Genomic DNA, 17,601 nt, shown 5'->3' with positions numbered 1-17,601 from the left:
CGCTCAATCATCCGGCGGAATAATTGCTGTTTAGGCATGGCAGCCAAACAGGTTACAATGCGCCCAACCTTTTGTAATAAGTTATTGATTATGAAGAAAGACTATATCTGGCCGGTTGTTGGGCTTATCGCTGTCGCCTTTTCTGCATATTTACTGTACCACCAGCTAAGAGACATTTCGTACGACGATATCGTCAACAGTTTGCAAGCAATTCCGCTGAAAGGCTGGCTGCTCGCGGGTTTGGCAACCGTTGGGGCTTATGTGGCGCTGGCTGGATATGACCGTTTGGCACTGTCGCACCTGCGCAAAAAGATCTCGTGGAAGTTTATCTCGGTGGCATCTTTTACAGCTTATGCCATCGGCCACAATTTGGGCGCCTCAGTATTTTCCGGTGCCGTAGTTCGTTATCGCGCTTACTCCTCCCAAGGCCTGAGCGGCGCAGATGTTGGTGTTTTGGTTGCTTTTTGCTCATTCACCTTTGCGCTGGGAAGTATTTTGCTGGGGGGAATTGTGCTGGTGACCCAGCCCTCGATGCTGAACCGGTTCAATGAGGATATTCCCGTATGGGTCGCACTGGGTGCCGGTATAGGTATGTTGACCTTGGTTGGGCTCTATATCATCGGCAGTGTGCTGAAATTCAAACCGCTGAAGATCCGCAAATTTTCCCTGGAATATCCCTCAATACGCATCGTGTGGCGCCAGTTGTTGATCGGCCCATTGGAGTTGTTGGCGGCAGCGGCGATTATTTATTTTGCATTACCGGAAGCCAGTAACCCGGGATATTTATTGGTGCTGGGAATATTCCTGGCCTCATTTTCTGCGGCACTTATATCCCACGCACCGGGCGGATTAGGTGTATTGGAGGTTATGTTCCTGCTCGCCCTGCCGGATGTCGACCCAGCCGATGTTGTTGCAGCCCTGCTGATCTTCCGCCTGTTTTATTTGCTAATTCCTTTCGCACTCTCCCTGATTTTTGTGGTGTTGTTTGAGCATGATCAGTGGATGAACCGCTTCAAAAGTCGATCTAAAAATAGCGATTAATCACTACCGCCTGCTTACTGCGTCAAGCAGGCAAATCTAAATCCCCGCCACCAATTCCTGCAAAAAATTCTCGGCCAATGCAGCCTCTGTAGCACTGGCCAAACAATCAAGCGATTGCTCGCGCTGTTGATTGATATCTACCACGTCTGCCGCTGCCAATCCCGCCCATGCAAGCAATTGAGACAAGGCAGCCGGTTGATCAAACAGGCCGTGCAGATAAGTTCCAAGAATCGCATTGTCTTCACTGATAGCGCCATCGGGCAAAGATTCATCACCATCTTTTAGATAACACGCAGGCCGCAAAAGTGCTTCGCCACTGCTAACCCCGGTATGGATTTCATAACCCTCAACTGATGTGGTCTTGTCCCACAAAAAGCCCTGTCGTTGCTGCAATATTTTTTCGCGCATCAACTCGGTTTGCAGCGCAAAATATCCCAAACCTGCAGAAGATCCTGAAACTGATTCCACAGCATCCGGGTCATGGATCATTTCCCCCAGCATTTGAAAACCACCGCAGACACCGATTAATTTCCCACCGTAACGCAGATGTTTTTGAATGCCCTTGTCCCATTGCTGGTCACGCAAAAATTGCAAATCTGCACGGGTATTTTTACTGCCGGGAATGATCAATAAATCGCAAGCCGGAATATTTTGGTTGGGACCAACCCATTGGAAATTTACTTGTGAATGGAGGCGCAGGGAATCGAAATCTGTGTGATTGGAAATGCGTGGTAGTGCCAGCACGGCCACACGAAAACTCGCATCAGAATTGGATGAATCTCGTGTGAGCGCATCTTCTGCATCCAGATACAAACCCTGCAAATACGGAATCACGCCCAGCACCGGTTTGCCCGTTTTTTGCTCCAGCCAATCCAGACCTGATTGCAACAAACCTATGTCACCACGGAAACGATTGATCACAAATCCAATCACACGCTTGCGTTCAGATTCGCTCAATAATTCCAGCGTACCGACAAGATGGGCAAAGACACCACCGCGATCAATATCTGCAATTAAAATCACCGGGCAATCCACCGCTTCAGCAAAACCCATATTGGCGATATCGCGGTCACGCAAATTAATTTCCGCCGGACTGCCTGCCCCCTCCACCACTATCACTTGATATTGCTGCTGCAAACGCCGATATGAATCCAGCACAAATTCCAGCGCGCGCGTTTTGTAGTCGTGATAAACCGCCGCGTCCATATCGGTAATCGCTCGCCCTTGCACAATAATTTGTGCGCGCGTATCGCTGGTGGGCTTAATCAAAATAGGATTCATGTCTGTGTGCGGTTGCAATCCAGCCGCTTGCGCTTGCAACGCTTGGGCTCGACCAATCTCACCACCATCGACAGTGACCGCTGAATTAAGAGCCATATTTTGCGGTTTGAATGGCACCACAGAAATGCCACGGTTTTTCAGAATCCGGCACAGCGCCGCAACCAAGGTAGATTTACCGGCATCGGAAGTGGTGCCCTGCACCATTATGGTTTTGGACTCAAACATAAACACAATAACCTGAAAAAAATAACAAAAAGATCAACTAGACTCAGAACAAAAGAAACCAGATCAATTATTCGGTGTCTAGGGGACGGGCCTTGACTATCAGGCGACAATCCCAACTTCCTACCCTTATCACACCCCGGCAACCAGACACATAATCCCCAACCCGATTTTTTACCTTTAACCCAATTCACTAAAAGGTGCGACCTTGATTAACTCGCGTATCCTGGTAAACGGAATTTCCTTGTTGGCGGCAGTGGCCGCCTTTTATATGGTCGGGCGGGAAATAACAACCTACCACCTGACGTGGGCTAGCGCAGGTGAAATCCTGCAGGATTTTCACGGCCAGCCGCTATTACTGGCCTTACTTGCAACAATCCTCGGCTACGGCGTCTTAGCCACTTACGATTTACTCGCAACCCATCACCTGAAATATAAAATCGATTGGCATAAAGCACTGCTGGTGAGTTTTATCAGTTTTGCCGTCAGCAATAATACCGGACACGCAATGGTAACGGGTGGCTCAATTCGTTATCGCTTTTATTCCGGTTGGGGGTTGGGCGCATTTGAGATTGGAAAAATTATCGTCTTCTCCAGCGTAACTTATTTATTGGGCGCTGCGACATTATTGTGTTTCGCTTACTTCTTTATACCCGTGCAGGAATTACATAACCCGCAATTACTCGGCGGGCATTTCTCCTGGCTGATATGGGCAGTGATGTTGTTGCTCGGAATTTATTGGCTACTGATTGCCACTGGTCGCCACAGCATCCAATGGTGGAAAGTAAATTTAGTGATTCCGCCTGCGCGCATTACAGCATTGCAAAGCCTTGCCGGTATTTGTGATTTATTGTTAGCCGGTGTAGTGCTTTATTGTTTGATATATCCATCTACCCATATGCATTTTATGTGGTTTTTTACGCTTTATATTGTTGCGCAACTCACTGGATTATTTAGCCAGGTGCCCGGCGGCATAGGTGTGTTTGAAGGTACCTTCCTGTATTTAATGGGTGATAGCTCCGACAAACAAATTATCATCATGGCGCTACTAACCTATCGCCTGATGTATTTTTTATTGCCACTGCTGATTGCTGCAGTTGTTTTTGTTGTATACCAACGAATCGCACTGCGCGATAGCTGGAATAAAATACCGGGAGTCATGCCAGTACAAAACACTGTGAAAACTCTCTCCCTCTTTCTGCACAAAAGCCTGCCATCGGTGCTTTCATTACTGCTGGTAATTGCAGGCACGATTTTATTAGTCTCGGGCAGTACTCCAGGTTTACCGGGTCGGCTTGAACAATTAACGGGCGTTATTAATTTACCCCTGATCGAATTATCACACTTGCTCGGCAGTGTAATCGGGATATTTTTGATCATCCTTGCACGCGCCATTTTATTGCGAATCAACACTGCCTATCCTCTCACCTTATTATTGTTAGGCGCGGGAGTTTTATTCTCGCTGACCAAAGGTCTGGACTATGAGGAGGCAATATTTCTCAGCATTTTGTTTCTACTGTTTATTCCCTGGAAAAGCTATTTTTATCGCAAATCCAATATCGACAGCTATTGGCTTACACCAAGATGGATTGCGCTTGTTATTGCGATAGTGAGCCTTAGTATTCTGATTGGCTTTATCGCCTACAGTGAAGTGGATTACGCACATGAGTTATGGTGGCAATTTGAGTTGGACTCGAATGTATCGCGCTTCTTACGCGCTGCATTGTTAACAAGCGTCGTGCTATGTGGCTGGCTATTTCATTACTTGTTGTCCAGAAGCCAATACAAACCCCAGCTACCCACCATCGAAGAATTAACCGAAGCGGGATCAATCATCAGTGCACAAAAAAGCACCGAACATTACATCAGCTTGAGTGGCGATAAGTATTTATTTTGGAGTGAAGAGCGCGATGCTTTTATCGCCTACATCACCACCAAAAAATATTGGATCGCACTCAATGACCCTTGCGGCAACCCTGCCAGTTTTAAAGCATTGGTAAAAGAGTTCCGTACCCGTGCTGATTGGCACGGCGCAAAACCTGTGTTTTACCGAATCGCGACCGAGCACTTGCCACTCTATGTAGATTTGGGTTTAAACCTGATCAAGCTGGGTGAAGAAGCCCATGTCGACCTCAGCAATTTTGCACTTAAAGGAAATGCATGGACTTCGTTCCGCAACACTATCAACAAGATTAATAAAGAAGGTTTTAGCTTTCACATTATTCGTGCTGCTGACATAGATCCGGTATTGCCGGCATTAAGACAAATCTCCGACCAATGGTTAAATCATAAAAAATCGCGCGAGAAAGGTTTTTCACTTGGTTTTTTTGATGATACCTATATGCGCTTTTTTGATATTGCAGTGGTGCGTAAAGATGACCAGATTGTGGCCTTTGCAAATTTACTGCACACTGGTTTGTCCAATGAAATCTCCATCGACCTGATGCGTTATGGCGATAGCGCACCCAAAGGTGCAATGGATTATTTACTCACCAATATTATGCTGTGGGCAAAAGAAGAGTCTTACCATAAATTTAATTTGGGCATGGCGCCGCTGGCAGGTCTTGATGACGATGAGCTGGCACCTTTCTGGCACCGCCTCGGCTCATCTATTTTCCGTATGGGTAACGAGTTTTATGATTTCAAAGGATTGCACCACTACAAAGAAAAATTCCACCCCCAATGGAATCCTGTCTACCTTGCACTACCACGCGGTGGACATTTAGCACGCGTAATTTTCACCATCACCAATGCTATCTCAGGTGGAATCAGGGGAAGCTTTGGAAAATGATGCGCTACTGTTTATGGTTCATAATTTTTCTATCTTTGCATTGCAATGCGCAATACCAACCGGAAGTGTTGCGCTGGGGCGATTTTGATAACACTTGGATTTATGTTGGCGGCACACGCGCAGTTGAATTGGTTCTTACCGATACCGCACATCAACAGCAAGCGCAGAAATTTGCTGCGCAACTTAGCTGGCAAGGCGACTTAGCTGCAGTATTAAATATCGATGTTTATTTAGAGAAAATCACTGCGCGCAACGCCAGTTGTTTTGATGCAGCTACTCCGCTCTCGGTATACGCGCAGGATATCCAGCAGCATCACCAGTTTAAACATTTCAGCCAGCCATTCATTACTGGCTTTGGCAGCGCAGGCAGTTATGTATTCGCAATGCTCGGACAATTACCCAAGGGTATTTATCGTGGCGCTTACAGTATCAACTGGCAAAATGAAATCAATATGCCCGTCGCCCCTTGTAAAACCAGTAATCAAGCACAATGGATTCCACAGCAGAAAAAACTGGTTTTGGATATCGCTCACCTACCCTCCACTAGATGGAGACTGTTTAACACTGCCCTTGTGATCCAGCAGTTGATGCCAACATTCCCTTTGCTCGGAAACTGGCTGCGCGACAGGGAATCTTTTGTGCATGAGTTAGATCAGCAGGAGGACAACAATAAAAATGCTCTTGCTTCTTTACCATTAATTGAACTCCCTACTACTCAGACCAACGATAACAATGATCTCCTAGCCATTATTATTTCCGGCGATGGCGGCTGGGCGAATATTGATAAAGATATTGCTAATCAATTAGTACAACAGGGAATTGCGGTGGTTGGCTGGAACTCGCTGGATTATTTTTGGGAGGAAAAATCACCCGAGATTGCAGGAAAAGATCTGCAAGCCACAATTGATCACTACCTACCACTGTGGAATAAAAAGCAGGTTTTGCTAATCGGATTTTCAATGGGCGCGGATGTAATGCCGTTTATGGCGAATCGCTTAAATGCAGAAACCAAAGCAAAAGTCGTTAACGTCAGTTTATTAAACCCATCCACCAGTGTGGACTTTGTTTTTCATGTAAGTGGTTGGCTAGGCAACTCAAGCGAAGCTGCACATTTGCTATACCCGGAAATGAAAAGCTGGAGTCAGTGGCCCACACTCTGTCTATACAGCGAGCAAAAAGATAGCTTGTGCGAAAAAATTCAGGAAAATATTGCCGCCAAACCAAAGGAACAACATCTGGTTTATTTGCCGGGTGATCACCACTTTGATGGCGATTATCAAAAATTAACCGGACTTATTTTGGATAACATACGCAAGCTGCCCTAGGCAGCTCACCGCATCAAATGCTTACCACTCAATTCCTTTCTGCGCCTTCACACCAGCATTAAAAGCGTGCTTGACTGATTTTACTTCGCTAAAAGTATCAGCAAGATCTTCCAAGTATTTTTTAGCACCGCGGCCCGTGATGATCACGTTTTGGTTGCGCGGGCGATTCTGGATTGCCGCTACCACTTTATCTTTATCGAGATAATGATAATTCAGCATGTAGGTTAATTCATCAAGCAACACTAAATGGATTTCCGGATCATTAAATACGTGTTCGCATTCAGCCCATACAGCTTCAGCAGCGGCTTTATCTTGCTCGGCGTTTTGGGTTTCCCAGGTAAAACCTGTGCCCATCACAAAATATTCCAGCTGCGGGCTGACGCCACGGAAAATACTTTCCGTTAAAAAATTCTTTTCACCGCATTCCCATGTGCCTTTAATGAATTGCACTATGGCCACTTTGTAGCCGTGCCCAAGACAACGCAATGCAGTGCCAAACCCCGATGAGCTTTTTCCCTTACCATCACCGGTTAATACAATCACTACGCCGCGCTCTTCATCAGCGCGAGCAATTGCAGCATCCACAATTTCTTTGCGTTGCTGCATACGCTCTTGATGACGTTTGGCTTTGCTGTCAGTTTGTGCATCATTACTATCAATGTTGCCGCCAGTTGGATTTTTATCGTCGGTCATACTCACCACCACCGGTTTTGTCTGGTTCAAAAAAAGAAAATGCCCCCAAGCAGGGCTTGGGGGCATCAACTTAACAATTAAACGGGATAATTGCTATTAGAAGCGGTAAGTAATGCTCGCTTCGTAGTTACGCTCTGGTTGTGGGTATTGATAGTAACCTGCTGTCGGTGAAACAGCTTGAAAGCCTGCATATTGCTCATTAGTCAGGTTTTTAATACGGCCACCAATTTCAACACCTTGATACTGCCAAGACACATTCAGATTAAACAATACAACTGGATCAATTTTATCGCGGTTGTTAGCGTCATCCCCTGAACGATAGCGAGAACCGGTGTAGCTAGAATCCAGATAAACAGTGAGGGATTCTACTGGAGTGAATACTATCGCAACGTTCGCACGATTTTCTGCAACATAGGGAACGCTGTTGCCAGGAAAGCTACCACTGGTTAGCTCTGCATCAGTGTAGGTGTAATTAGCTTGCAAGCTAATTTCTTTACTCAGCACTAACTGACCATCAAATGCGATACCTTGGCGACGCGAAGAATCGAGATTGATGTTAGCGCCAAATCCATTCCAAGAGTTGCTATTTGCGATAACCGCGTCGTACATCAACTCGTTATCAATATCCATACGGTACAAAGACCATTGCGCCGATGCACGATCCCCCTTCCATTCAGCACCCAACTCACCTGAACGGCTGGTTTGTGCCTCCAGGAAATCCACACCCGGCAGTATCAGATTGTTTTCATCAGCGTTAGCAAAACGGAAACCATCGGCGTAACGACCGAATACACGCCAACCATTTTCCAATTGATAACTTAAACCAAACTCACCAGAGGTAGCATCATCATCGTGCTTCACGCCAAGCATGTTATTGGTATCTTCAACAGATGACGTACGCACACCAACACTAGCGCTCAATTGTTTAGTCAGTGGATAAATCAATTGACCGTAAAATGCATCTATTGTTTGTTTAATGTCAGTACCCCAATCCGGCACTGTGTATTCTGAGTCAACTTGATCGTATCCAAGTGTAACTATGGCGTTACCGTTAGAAGTAGGTAAAGTACCAACAACGCGAGGAGTAATGTTTTTTACACGCATATTGCCGAGAGTTGGCGTACCGTATCCATAGTAAGACTCAGTGTCTTCATCACGATCAGCATACTCTGCCAATAATTCCCAGTTATCAGTGATATCAACACCTGCACCCACACGAACTAAATCAGTTTTCTGATTTGCATAATCAGTTGGAGTACGAGCTTGACGTGGGTTAACAGCTACTTGCGTATCCAATAAATAACCTGCGAGATTTAACTCATCATCAATCGTTTGACCTTCTACAAAAACAAAACCTTTTGCAAAATCATAACGAACGTTGCCCAATAAATTTTCGTAGGCAGATTGGTTATTATCGCGATAGTTATCAGCATTGCGTTTTTGTGCCGATACGTTGTAGCTCAAACCATTTTCAAAACCTTGATTAACACTAGCACTATAATCTTCAAGATTATCGGTACCTCCGGTTACGCTCACGGTTCCGTGCACTTCGCCTGCAACTGCACGACGAGTAATAATATTAATTACACCACCAACAGCTTGATCACCGTACAAAACACCAGCACTACCTTGAACAACCTCGATGCGCTCCACATCCTTCAGTGCAACGGTGTTAAGTGCAGGGGCAGCAAGCGTTGGGTTATTTAATTTACGGCCATCAACTAACACCAGTACGTTGTTGGCACCGGACAAACCGCGCATTGATGCAGTGACGTTGCGCGCACCGCTGCCATCAGAGTCAGTCAATTGAATGCCAGCCTGGGTGCGCAGGACTTCCGATAGTAATTTTGCACCGCTCACGCGAATTTCTTCCGCGCTGATCACTTTAATTTGGGTTGCGACAGGCACTTGCGCCGTTTCGCTGCGGGTTGCGCTGACGTAGACAGTTTCGAGTTTCTTGTCGTCCGCTTTGCTATCGGCCGCAAAGGTGTGCGGAACTGCAAGAATAGCGGCACTCAGTGCAGTGAGTGCAAAGGCGGTTGGCTTAACGGTTGACTTTCTAGACATGAGATTCCTCAATCCTGAATGATGGATGAGGGAGGGTAAAGCGGAAAAAAGATGCAATCGGGTGAGCCCGATAAACAGATTTCCACCGATGCTGCCCTCCGCGACATCGTGAACAAATAGAACAATCGTTCTGGTATTGAGGCTGGTATCGGACTCATCTGCAAAGCTGCAGATTTACCGTTGCGGGGGCAGTGTCGGGATTGCAGCGCTGATCAAACAGCAGGCATGCGCACCGACTTCCCATTGACTCTGAACCTGACGCTTGCGCGCCTATCAGACACCTCGGGCGCGCAAGTTACGGGGATATGCGGGGGTAGTCAAGCCGGAATCGACACGGAGGCGCAGGCCTGTAAATAGAGGCCGCCACTGATGCGCTGGTAGATTGCCGATGAGCATGACTGCCAAAAAGTGTCCTGGGTGCGGATATCCATATCGCGCAATACTCTGTAGCAAGGGTCGATATCACACAACTCCTGCGCCGAGCGCAATGATGAACGATACGCCGGAGCAGTTGCCATGCCGCACAGGGATTTTAGATGCGCCCAGAAAAGTGTCGCCGGACTCAGGTAATCAAATACGATTTCCACTGGCGCCCGTCCTTGTACGTGTTTGGCGATCCTTGCAAACACGTGCTGTACCTCGGCTTGTGACATGAACATCAACCGATGTTCCAGCACAATAATCAATGGCTCTCCCTGCCAATGCGCGAGCCAGTCACCTTCGACTATGTTGGCGGCGACCAATTCGTAATTGTCGATAGCCGGAAGCAGTTTGGCTTTCTGCTGGATGACTTCTGCGGTATCCACCTCCAACCAACGAAATCTCGGCCAATCGGCAAGCTCGGACAAACGATGAAAGCGCGTACTGAATCCAGCCCCCAGCTCCACGCAGAGCGCATGGGGATAACGGGCGAAGAATTGTTGGCAGCGATGGTCCATCCACTGGCTGCGCTTGAGCGCAATGCAATCGGAGGGAGTCGACACTGGCTGCAGGTATCGGATTCCCGCATTCAAACGATCCAACACAATTTGCGCTGCCGGATCACAGAACCCCAGCTGCGGCCAGTTTTTGCGCGCGCCGGCGCGCTGGGACAGCAGGGAATAAGACTCCTGCAGCCACGAGGCGCTATCCATATTGGCGAGCTTCATTAGTTAGCTGCCGCTTGACGGGTAAGCGCTTGCGCCTGCAGGCGATCTTCAGTCATCAGTTGCAAACCAACGGATAACGCGAAACTAATCAGGTAAATATGCGGGTTGCCCACAACACCGAGGATATTGGATTCCCCAAGGCGCAGGCGGGTTTCGCGCGCAATCCGCTCAGCGACGGCAAGCGAACCAAAACGGTAAACCAGATAAATCAGCAACTCTTCGCGATAACAATCAAAACAGTCGCAATCGGCATCCTGCCCCCAATTGGCACCCTTGTCTGCAACAGGAACTGACCCAGAAACTGGCTTAGTTACACTTGATAATCCGGACATAAACACCTCCAGGTGATTCGGCATTTCTTGGTAATGATAATTATTATCATTTGAACCTGTATGCGTCAACCTGCAAATGATATTTATTTCCAAACTGGTAAAGACTCCGACGAGTGGCTATAGTTGGCACGCGTTTCAGCAGCAATTATTCAATAACAACACAAGGATTTTTTATGAATAACCCATATCAAGCCCCCAGCGCGGAATTGGTTTCTGAAGAGCAGGAGCATCTGTACGTTGGTTTTTGGCCGCGTCTTGGCTCGCAAATTATCGACGGCATTATTGTTGCCATCATCACCTACCCTATTTTGTTTATGGCGTACGGCACCGGCTACTTCACCAAAACAACCTTTATACTTGGGCCTTTAGACGTTGTGCTCAATTACCTTTTCCCGATTGTATGGACGGTTGGCTTTTGGACTTATCGTCAGGCAACTCCGGGTAAAATGGTGATCGGCGCCAAGATCATTAGCGCAAAAACTGGCGGCAAGCCAAGCACTGGCCAGTTTATTGGCCGCTACTTCGCCTATATTCTTTCAGCATTGCCTTTGTGTCTTGGCTTCCTGTGGGCAGCCTGGGACCCGAAAAAACAAACCTGGCACGACAAACTTGCCGGTACTTATGTAGTTCGCAATTAATTAACGCGATACCTACCAGAATCAAACAAAGCCACCCTTGCGGTGGCTTTGTTGTTTTTAGCGCCCGCAAAAAATCTCCATCAGAAAGGTTGTCATTGCAATTTGTTATAGTATAACATCACCTACAATTTGAAACGCCGCCCAATACTGGACGGCAACAGTTTGAGTTGTGGGAAGTGGAGAAAACTATGAACAAGTCTTTGTTGTGCCTGGCGATAGTCGCCGCGAGCCATTCGGCATTGGCACAAGTACAAGGTGTGGTACGCGATGAAGTCGGCCAGCCAATCAGCAATGCGACCCTCGATGTAGTGGGTTCCAACTTGCAGATCCGCACCAATGCGCAAGGTGAATTCAACTTGCCCGCGCAAGCAGGAACAGAAGTGGAGCTACACGTAAAAGCGCCTTCGTTTATGCATAAAACTTTTCACCTGGAACAAAGCAGCAAAGCTGTTGAGCTTGTACTCAATAGCACAGCAGTCAATGTTGTGAATGTGGTTGGCTTGCCCTGGCACGCATCCAATATGGAATCTGCCCAGCCAGTAAATGTGGTTGGTGGAGAGCAACTGCGAGATCGTCAGGCATCCACCTTGGGCGAGACGTTGAAAAATGAAGTCGGCGTCCACTCCAGTTACTACGGCCCCGTTGCCAGCAGCCCGATTATCCGCGGCCTTGAAGGCCCACGTGTATTGATTACGCAAAATGGCCTCGACGCTGGCGATGCCTCACGCGTTGGCCCAGACCATGCGGTAGCGACTGAAGCCTCTACCGCACGCCAGATTGAAATCCTGCGCGGCCCAGCCACTTTGTTTTACGGCAGCGGTGCCATCGGCGGTGTAGTGAATATTGTTGATGACCGTGTACCCCAAGGTCTCGATACTTACGGTGAATGGCGCGTTGAGCACGATTCAGTTGCCGATGACAAACTTGTTTCTGCGAGTGGAAATACCGGCATCGGCAACGTTGGTTTGCATCTGGATGGTTTCTGGCGCGATGCTGACGATTACAAAATTCCCGGCGCTGCTGAAGTAGAAACTGATCATGATGATGATCACGAAGAACATGTCAGCAATGGTCGCCTTGCCAACTCTTCTGCTGAAGCCAAAGGTTTTAACCTCGGCACCAGTTATATTTTGGATGAAGGTTTTGTCGGCCTCTCCTACGGCCATCTCGAACGCCAATACGGTATTCCCGGTCACAGCCACGGCGATGAAGATGTTTCGGTTTACGCCGATCTCAAACAAGATCGCGTGCAATTCCTGAGCGAACTTTCACTGGACCACGAATTTTTCAGTGCGATCAATACGCGCTTCGGTTTTACCGATTATGAACACAGCGAGATTGAAGACGGTGTCGTCGGCACCACATTCAATAACGAAAGTCAGGAAGCGCGCATCGATTTATTTCATCACCCGATTGCCGATTGGCGCGGCGCCTTGAGCCTGCACTACAAACACAATGATTTTTCTGCTGTCGGTGAAGAAGCCTTCACACCACCGAGCACGACTGGCAGCCTCGCCATTGCTTTAATGGAAGAGCGTCACTTCGGTGATGTGTTGGTTCAATTAGGTGCGCGCGTCGAGCAAGTAAAAATTACTGCCGACAATATGCAAGTCGATCTGAATGAATATCACCATGAAGATGAACATGATCACGGCGATGAATATCTGCGCGTATTTTCTATTGATCACGAATCTACTCCGTTCAGTGCTTCCGCAGGTTTAGTGTGGGATTTCACTCCCGGCTACAACATCGGGCTCTCTTTCACCCATGCTGAGCGCACACCATCTGCTGCAGAATTATTGTCATTCGGCCCGCACATTGGCTCAGGTTTATATGAAGTGGGCGCTCTGCTCCGCTTGGTAGAAGACGAACCAGGTGAGTTCCATTTTGATTTGGCGCGCACTGATCTTGAATTGGAAAAATCCAACAATATCGATATTTCGCTGCGCAAATTTGAAGGCGATTTTGGCTTTATCCTCAACGCGTTTTACAACAACATCGACAATTACTATTACCTCTCTGAAACCGGCATGACCCGTGAAACTGCGCACGAACACGGCGCAGAAGGTGAAGAGCATGCACATGAACATGCGAGTGAATTGCCGGTTTATATTTATCAAGCGCGCGATGCCAACCTCTACGGTTTTGAAGGTGAATTTATTTGGCAAGCCAGTGCGCCACTCAAACTCAGTTTCACAACTGACTACACCCGCGCGCAACTCGATGACGGCGGCGATTTACCGCGCATTCCACCGCTGCGAATTGGCGCGCGTGCTGAATACGAAATTGGCAACTGGCGCGCTGAATTAAGCAGCCAACATTATTTCGAGCAAGACAAAACGGCCGCACTGGAAACCAGCACCGACGGTTACACCTTGGTCGATGCACAAATCAGTTATGCGCTGAGCAATGACCTCAAGATTTATCTTAAAGGTCACAACCTCACCGATGAATATGCCCGCGTCCACTCTTCATTCCTGAAAGACAAAGCACCCTTACCGGCACGCTCATTTGCGGTAGGCATTAGCGGCAACTTCTAACGGACTTCACCGAATTCGAACAACTATTTGAAAGGTAATCTTTATGTTGAACACCAATTTATTGCCCGGCGTTTCGCTGGTACTTATTTCTGCACTCTTGGGTGGATGTGGCGGAAGCGACACTAAAATTGTTGAGCGCGATCCTATTCCCATTGAAGACGATCACGACCACGATCATGACGATGAAGAAACTACGCAAGGTCGCCTGCTGATTTCGCCCAAAGATGCAGCTAGCGTCAGTGTGTACGACATCAACCAGCAAAAAGTCATTTATCAGTTGCCAACCAGCATTGCACCGAGCGCAATTTATGCTTCGCCAAGTTACCGCTACGGTTATGTTATCCAGCGCCTTGCCGATCGAGTTGATGTTGTCGATGGTGGTGAATGGCAGGAAGATCATGGCGATCACATGCACGACTACAGCGCTGATCCCAAAGTGATGGCATTTCACACCGACGATTCGCGCCCAACACACTTTGTGACAACCGATAAGCAAACCATCATCTTCTATGACGGCAACGCTGAAACGGCTACGCCCGCAAAAGTCGGTGTATTTACCGAGCAAAATGTTGCCGATAATGGTGTAGGTAACTGGTTAAACCACAGCAATAATATGCATGGTGCAGCCCAGGCACGCGGTGATTATTTATTATCGTCGCTGCGAGACCCTGCACAAACTTCGGCAAATAAAGTTGCGGTTTATCATGCGCACAATGGCTTTTACACCGACGAGCAAATCCTGGCTGAAACCTGCCCTGGCTTACATGGCAGTGCGCAAACTGAAAACCAGATCGCCTTTGGTTGTACCGATGGGGTATTAGTGGTCACACAGAATGGCGATAATTTTACTGCCAGCAAAATCGCCAACCCGGCGAGTTTTACCGGCACTATGCGCATTGGTACTGTGTTAGGCTCTCATCACCATGACGAGTTTGTCGGCATCGCTTCTGGTCAATTTTTTGTGATCAACACAGCTGCAAACACCATTACTCCTATCAACTGGGCGGAGACCAACGCAACACCTGCACCGACCGCTGTTGGCTACGGTTATGCCGATGATGACGAACTTTTTGTGATTTTGAATAGTGCGGGGCAACTAACAATTCTCGACAGCCACGACTTCAGTGTGAAAGCACGCGTGCAGGCAATTGGTAGCAATGTCGCACTGTTACCAACCGGTAGCCGTTTCGAATTGGCACTCACTCCCGGCCATGTAGCTTATGTGAGCGACCCGATTGCTAACCAGATAAAGCAAATCAATCTGGACGAAGCCAAAATCACCAGCAGCCTGCAATTGGATTTTGTGCCGAATAAATTTGTTTGGTTGGGAATTGCTGAACCGACAGAAGGCGGACATTCGCACTAATTATTCTTCATCATCAACAGCGGGTAAATCGGGCGGCAAAGACTGCAGCTCAATTACCCGCCGCTGATGTGTTTTAAGCAATTCAATACCCCAGCGATAGCGGGGAATGCTGTTAAACAGTTCGTCAAAGCTGCCATCCTCTAGCGCAATATTCAAACCCTTCTCCAGCCGTTTTGCCAAAACAGCGTTGTTTTTATTGACGAAGAAATAGACCTCATTGGGATAACTTAACATCAACTCTTGCTCAATCTGCAATTCCAACTCGGGATAAAAATTCACCTCTGATTGAATTTGGTAAAGCCCGCGCGAAAAATAATCGAACCGTTTTGCGGCTAACATTTTAAATAATTTTCCATATCCAACCGCATGCACCAGTGGCAATCCGTTGTACTCCATAATGTTGGCATCAGTCCATTGCGATCCCATACCACCTTTGAGTTTACGAAGATCCTCAATCGAGCGGATGGATGAAAAGCGCGCTTGCTCATTCTTACGGATTAATAACAGGCGGTAATTATTTAAATCGCGCAATAACGAAATGCGCACCGGCAACATCTGCTGTTCAAATTCTCCACTGGTGGGCGACCAGAGCACATCAACAACGCCATGCATCATCTCAGTACGCAAGCGTTTATCTTCCAATCGATAAGGTAATTGTTTGATGGTGGTTTTATGTTGGTCTGAATCAGTCTTGCTTAACGCAAGGGAAAGCAGATGATAAAAATAGTAATCTTCATTTTTAATGTCAGTCATATTGGACTGACGAATAACAACAGTATCGGCCAGCTCGCCCGCCAACACCAACGTAGCTCCGCAACAAGACAGCATAATTAACAGTCCTACCTGCTGGAAGAATTGAGCCAAGAACCTCGACATAGGGTCACCGCGATATTATGGTTTTATGTTACGCAGTATAGAGGCTAAAGGGATCATTCACCAAAAGAGTGCAAGATCCCCTCAACAAAAGCGATTTTTTACACATCAACGCTAACTGTAAACGCCTTTGCCAGATTCCTTGCGCGCGCGTAGCTCGGCCAACATATCGCGCTCGGCCATATCCGTCGCCCACAGTGGCCGCAATTGGTAGTGCGGTTGATCGACAAAGGTTTTCCAATTGCCGCCCCACTCCAGCCCCAATTCCATTCCCAACACGCCCACCGCTTTGTACTTGGGTGAATCACCTAAATATTTCGCACCCTCAAACACACCTACATCAAATGCAATACCAAAATTGTGGTTGGAATAACCACCTTTGGCATTCGTGACTTTATTACCCGGTGCGGTACGGCCCTGCGCATACAACGCATTTTGCTCGTCATAAGTGCGCAGACCACTGAGGATTTTTATCGTCACACCATTAGCAGCCGCTTTGTGTACCAGCGCGCGTGCAAAAGGTTGCACTTCAGGCAGTAAGCCGGCGATGGTTTTTTCACTGCGCGCATCCACCGGATCAAGTGCCCCCACTTTTGCCATTTCTGCCTTGGGCACTTTGCAGATTTTTCGGTATATCGCACCCCAGGTTTCCGGCCCGGCCTTACCGTCCACGCCTATTCCCAATTCAGTTTGTACTGCCGCAATCATTTCTTCGATACGCATTATTCACTCCTTAAAAATCCGGGTTATAAAAATCGGCATTTAACTTGCTCAACATTTATCAGTAACCAAACACGACTTGCTGATTGGGAAACAGTGCTGAACTGTCACCCCATATCACAAAATCACTACAGCACAGCGGCGACAATCGGTAAATCCCGCCGCCTAGTTCAAAAGGAAATGAGAGGAAATTTCTATATCACCAAACTTGCGTAATTTTTTGCTGTCACATTCAGGATTAGGCCTAGTATTTGAAAGTGGGCGATGGGAAGCTGTGTTGAGGCCGAAGTAAAAACTTACGACACTCACACAAAGACAGGTAATTTTTACAATCACATCACAGCGGAACCCTTAGCAGGAAACCGCTCGAATTAAATTAATAAAGGAGTATTACGTTGATCGGTCGCACCAATAAAACCTTGCAGTTGCACGTGCTAATTGTAGAAGACCAACTCGCGACAACCGACAGCACCCGCGGCCGGGCATTGCATGATTTGGTAAGTGAGTTTCGCCACCGCAATGTCGAGCTGGTGCAAGCGCGTTCTTACGACGACGGTCATGCAG

Annotated in this window: 13 protein-coding genes and 1 riboswitch; of the genes, 6 read left to right on the top strand and 7 right to left on the bottom strand. The window is 47.6% G+C overall.

Going from position 1 to position 17,601, the window contains the following annotated elements:
* Positions 1-90: 90 nt before the first annotated feature.
* Positions 91-1,041 carry a lysylphosphatidylglycerol synthase domain-containing protein gene (locus tag AAGC78_RS12580; RefSeq protein WP_435784435.1) on the top strand — a complete coding sequence of 317 codons (951 nt, stop codon included), beginning with the start codon at positions 91-93 and terminating at the stop codon, positions 1,039-1,041.
* Positions 1,042-1,077: 36 nt separating this feature from the next.
* Here AAGC78_RS12580 and AAGC78_RS12575 read toward each other — a convergent pair whose 3' ends face one another.
* Positions 1,078-2,547: a cobyric acid synthase gene (locus AAGC78_RS12575; RefSeq protein WP_435784434.1), complete on the bottom strand. Its 1,470-nt coding sequence runs from the start codon at positions 2,545-2,547 to the stop codon at positions 1,078-1,080.
* A gap of 205 nt (positions 2,548-2,752) precedes the next feature.
* On the opposite strand from AAGC78_RS12575, the gene mprF reads away from it, so the two are divergent.
* Together mprF and AAGC78_RS12565 are read left to right on the top strand one after the other, a co-directional pair.
* Complete coding sequence (gene mprF, locus AAGC78_RS12570) at positions 2,753-5,335, top strand: bifunctional lysylphosphatidylglycerol flippase/synthetase MprF (RefSeq protein ID WP_435784433.1); 2,583 nt, start codon at positions 2,753-2,755, stop codon at positions 5,333-5,335.
* Positions 5,332-6,660 carry an AcvB/VirJ family lysyl-phosphatidylglycerol hydrolase gene (locus tag AAGC78_RS12565; protein WP_435784432.1) on the top strand — a complete coding sequence of 443 codons (1,329 nt, stop codon included), beginning with the start codon at positions 5,332-5,334 and terminating at the stop codon, positions 6,658-6,660. Before mprF ends, AAGC78_RS12565 begins: the two co-directional genes overlap by 4 nt.
* A gap of 21 nt (positions 6,661-6,681) precedes the next feature.
* Here AAGC78_RS12565 and cobO read toward each other — a convergent pair whose 3' ends face one another.
* From cobO to AAGC78_RS12545, 4 genes are all read right to left on the bottom strand, one after another.
* Positions 6,682-7,353: a cob(I)yrinic acid a,c-diamide adenosyltransferase gene (gene cobO, locus AAGC78_RS12560; RefSeq protein ID WP_435784431.1), complete on the bottom strand. Its 672-nt coding sequence runs from the start codon at positions 7,351-7,353 to the stop codon at positions 6,682-6,684.
* A 96-nt stretch (positions 7,354-7,449) separates the two neighbouring features.
* Positions 7,450-9,420 (bottom strand): TonB-dependent receptor, encoded by a 1,971-nt coding sequence (locus tag AAGC78_RS12555; protein ID WP_435784430.1) that lies wholly within the window; start codon positions 9,418-9,420, stop codon positions 7,450-7,452.
* A gap of 123 nt (positions 9,421-9,543) precedes the next feature.
* A riboswitch (cobalamin riboswitch) is annotated at positions 9,544-9,720 on the bottom strand.
* A gap of 17 nt (positions 9,721-9,737) precedes the next feature.
* Positions 9,738-10,568, bottom strand: a complete 831-nt coding sequence (locus tag AAGC78_RS12550; RefSeq protein ID WP_435784429.1) for a class I SAM-dependent methyltransferase — start codon at positions 10,566-10,568, stop codon at positions 9,738-9,740.
* Complete coding sequence (locus tag AAGC78_RS12545) at positions 10,568-10,900, bottom strand: hypothetical protein (protein ID WP_435784428.1); 333 nt, start codon at positions 10,898-10,900, stop codon at positions 10,568-10,570. Before AAGC78_RS12545 ends, AAGC78_RS12550 begins: the two co-directional genes overlap by 1 nt.
* Positions 10,901-11,073: 173 nt before the next feature.
* Between AAGC78_RS12545 and AAGC78_RS12540 the strand changes: the two genes are divergently transcribed.
* The 3 genes from AAGC78_RS12540 (at position 11,074) to AAGC78_RS12530 (ending at position 15,444) form a co-directional block, all read left to right on the top strand.
* On the top strand, positions 11,074-11,538 hold the full coding sequence (locus AAGC78_RS12540; protein WP_435784427.1) for an RDD family protein: 465 nt from the start codon (positions 11,074-11,076) through the stop codon (positions 11,536-11,538).
* 188 nt (positions 11,539-11,726) lie between these two features.
* Positions 11,727-14,078 (top strand): TonB-dependent receptor, encoded by a 2,352-nt coding sequence (locus AAGC78_RS12535; RefSeq protein WP_435784426.1) that lies wholly within the window; start codon positions 11,727-11,729, stop codon positions 14,076-14,078.
* A 43-nt stretch (positions 14,079-14,121) separates the two neighbouring features.
* Positions 14,122-15,444, top strand: coding sequence for a 5-methyltetrahydrofolate--homocysteine methyltransferase (locus AAGC78_RS12530; RefSeq protein WP_435784425.1), 1,323 nt, complete (start codon positions 14,122-14,124; stop codon positions 15,442-15,444).
* Here AAGC78_RS12530 and AAGC78_RS12525 read toward each other — a convergent pair whose 3' ends face one another.
* Together AAGC78_RS12525 and AAGC78_RS12520 are read right to left on the bottom strand one after the other, a co-directional pair.
* Entirely contained in the window at positions 15,445-16,320 is an 876-nt protein-coding gene (locus AAGC78_RS12525) for a hypothetical protein (protein WP_435784424.1), read from the bottom strand.
* A 111-nt stretch (positions 16,321-16,431) separates the two neighbouring features.
* Complete coding sequence (locus AAGC78_RS12520) at positions 16,432-17,040, bottom strand: M15 family metallopeptidase (protein WP_435784423.1); 609 nt, start codon at positions 17,038-17,040, stop codon at positions 16,432-16,434.
* Between the last annotated feature and the right edge of the window lie 561 nt (positions 17,041-17,601).

It is taken from the genome of Cellvibrio sp. (genome assembly GCF_039207905.1).
Lineage (GTDB): Bacteria > Pseudomonadota > Gammaproteobacteria > Pseudomonadales > Cellvibrionaceae > Cellvibrio.
The sequence above is the reverse complement of the archived record's forward strand: the minus strand, read 5'-3'. Positions and strand labels throughout refer to the sequence as shown.

Bases quoted from the DNA above. Each gene is read 5' to 3' on its own strand.
- AAGC78_RS12580 (WP_435784435.1), top strand. From the start codon at position 91: ATGAAGAAAGACTATATCTGGCCGGTTGTTGGGCTTATCGCTGTCGCC.
- AAGC78_RS12575 (WP_435784434.1), bottom strand. From the start codon at position 2,547: ATGTTTGAGTCCAAAACCATAATGGTGCAGGGCACCACTTCCGATGCC.
- AAGC78_RS12565 (WP_435784432.1), top strand. From the start codon at position 5,332: ATGATGCGCTACTGTTTATGGTTCATAATTTTTCTATCTTTGCATTGC.
- cobO (WP_435784431.1), bottom strand. From the start codon at position 7,353: ATGACCGACGATAAAAATCCAACTGGCGGCAACATTGATAGTAATGAT.
- AAGC78_RS12555 (WP_435784430.1), bottom strand. From the start codon at position 9,420: ATGTCTAGAAAGTCAACCGTTAAGCCAACCGCCTTTGCACTCACTGCA.
- AAGC78_RS12550 (WP_435784429.1), bottom strand. From the start codon at position 10,568: ATGAAGCTCGCCAATATGGATAGCGCCTCGTGGCTGCAGGAGTCTTAT.
- AAGC78_RS12545 (WP_435784428.1), bottom strand. From the start codon at position 10,900: ATGTCCGGATTATCAAGTGTAACTAAGCCAGTTTCTGGGTCAGTTCCT.
- AAGC78_RS12540 (WP_435784427.1), top strand. From the start codon at position 11,074: ATGAATAACCCATATCAAGCCCCCAGCGCGGAATTGGTTTCTGAAGAG.
- AAGC78_RS12535 (WP_435784426.1), top strand. From the start codon at position 11,727: ATGAACAAGTCTTTGTTGTGCCTGGCGATAGTCGCCGCGAGCCATTCG.
- AAGC78_RS12530 (WP_435784425.1), top strand. From the start codon at position 14,122: ATGTTGAACACCAATTTATTGCCCGGCGTTTCGCTGGTACTTATTTCT.
- AAGC78_RS12525 (WP_435784424.1), bottom strand. From the start codon at position 16,320: ATGTCGAGGTTCTTGGCTCAATTCTTCCAGCAGGTAGGACTGTTAATT.
- AAGC78_RS12520 (WP_435784423.1), bottom strand. From the start codon at position 17,040: ATGCGTATCGAAGAAATGATTGCGGCAGTACAAACTGAATTGGGAATA.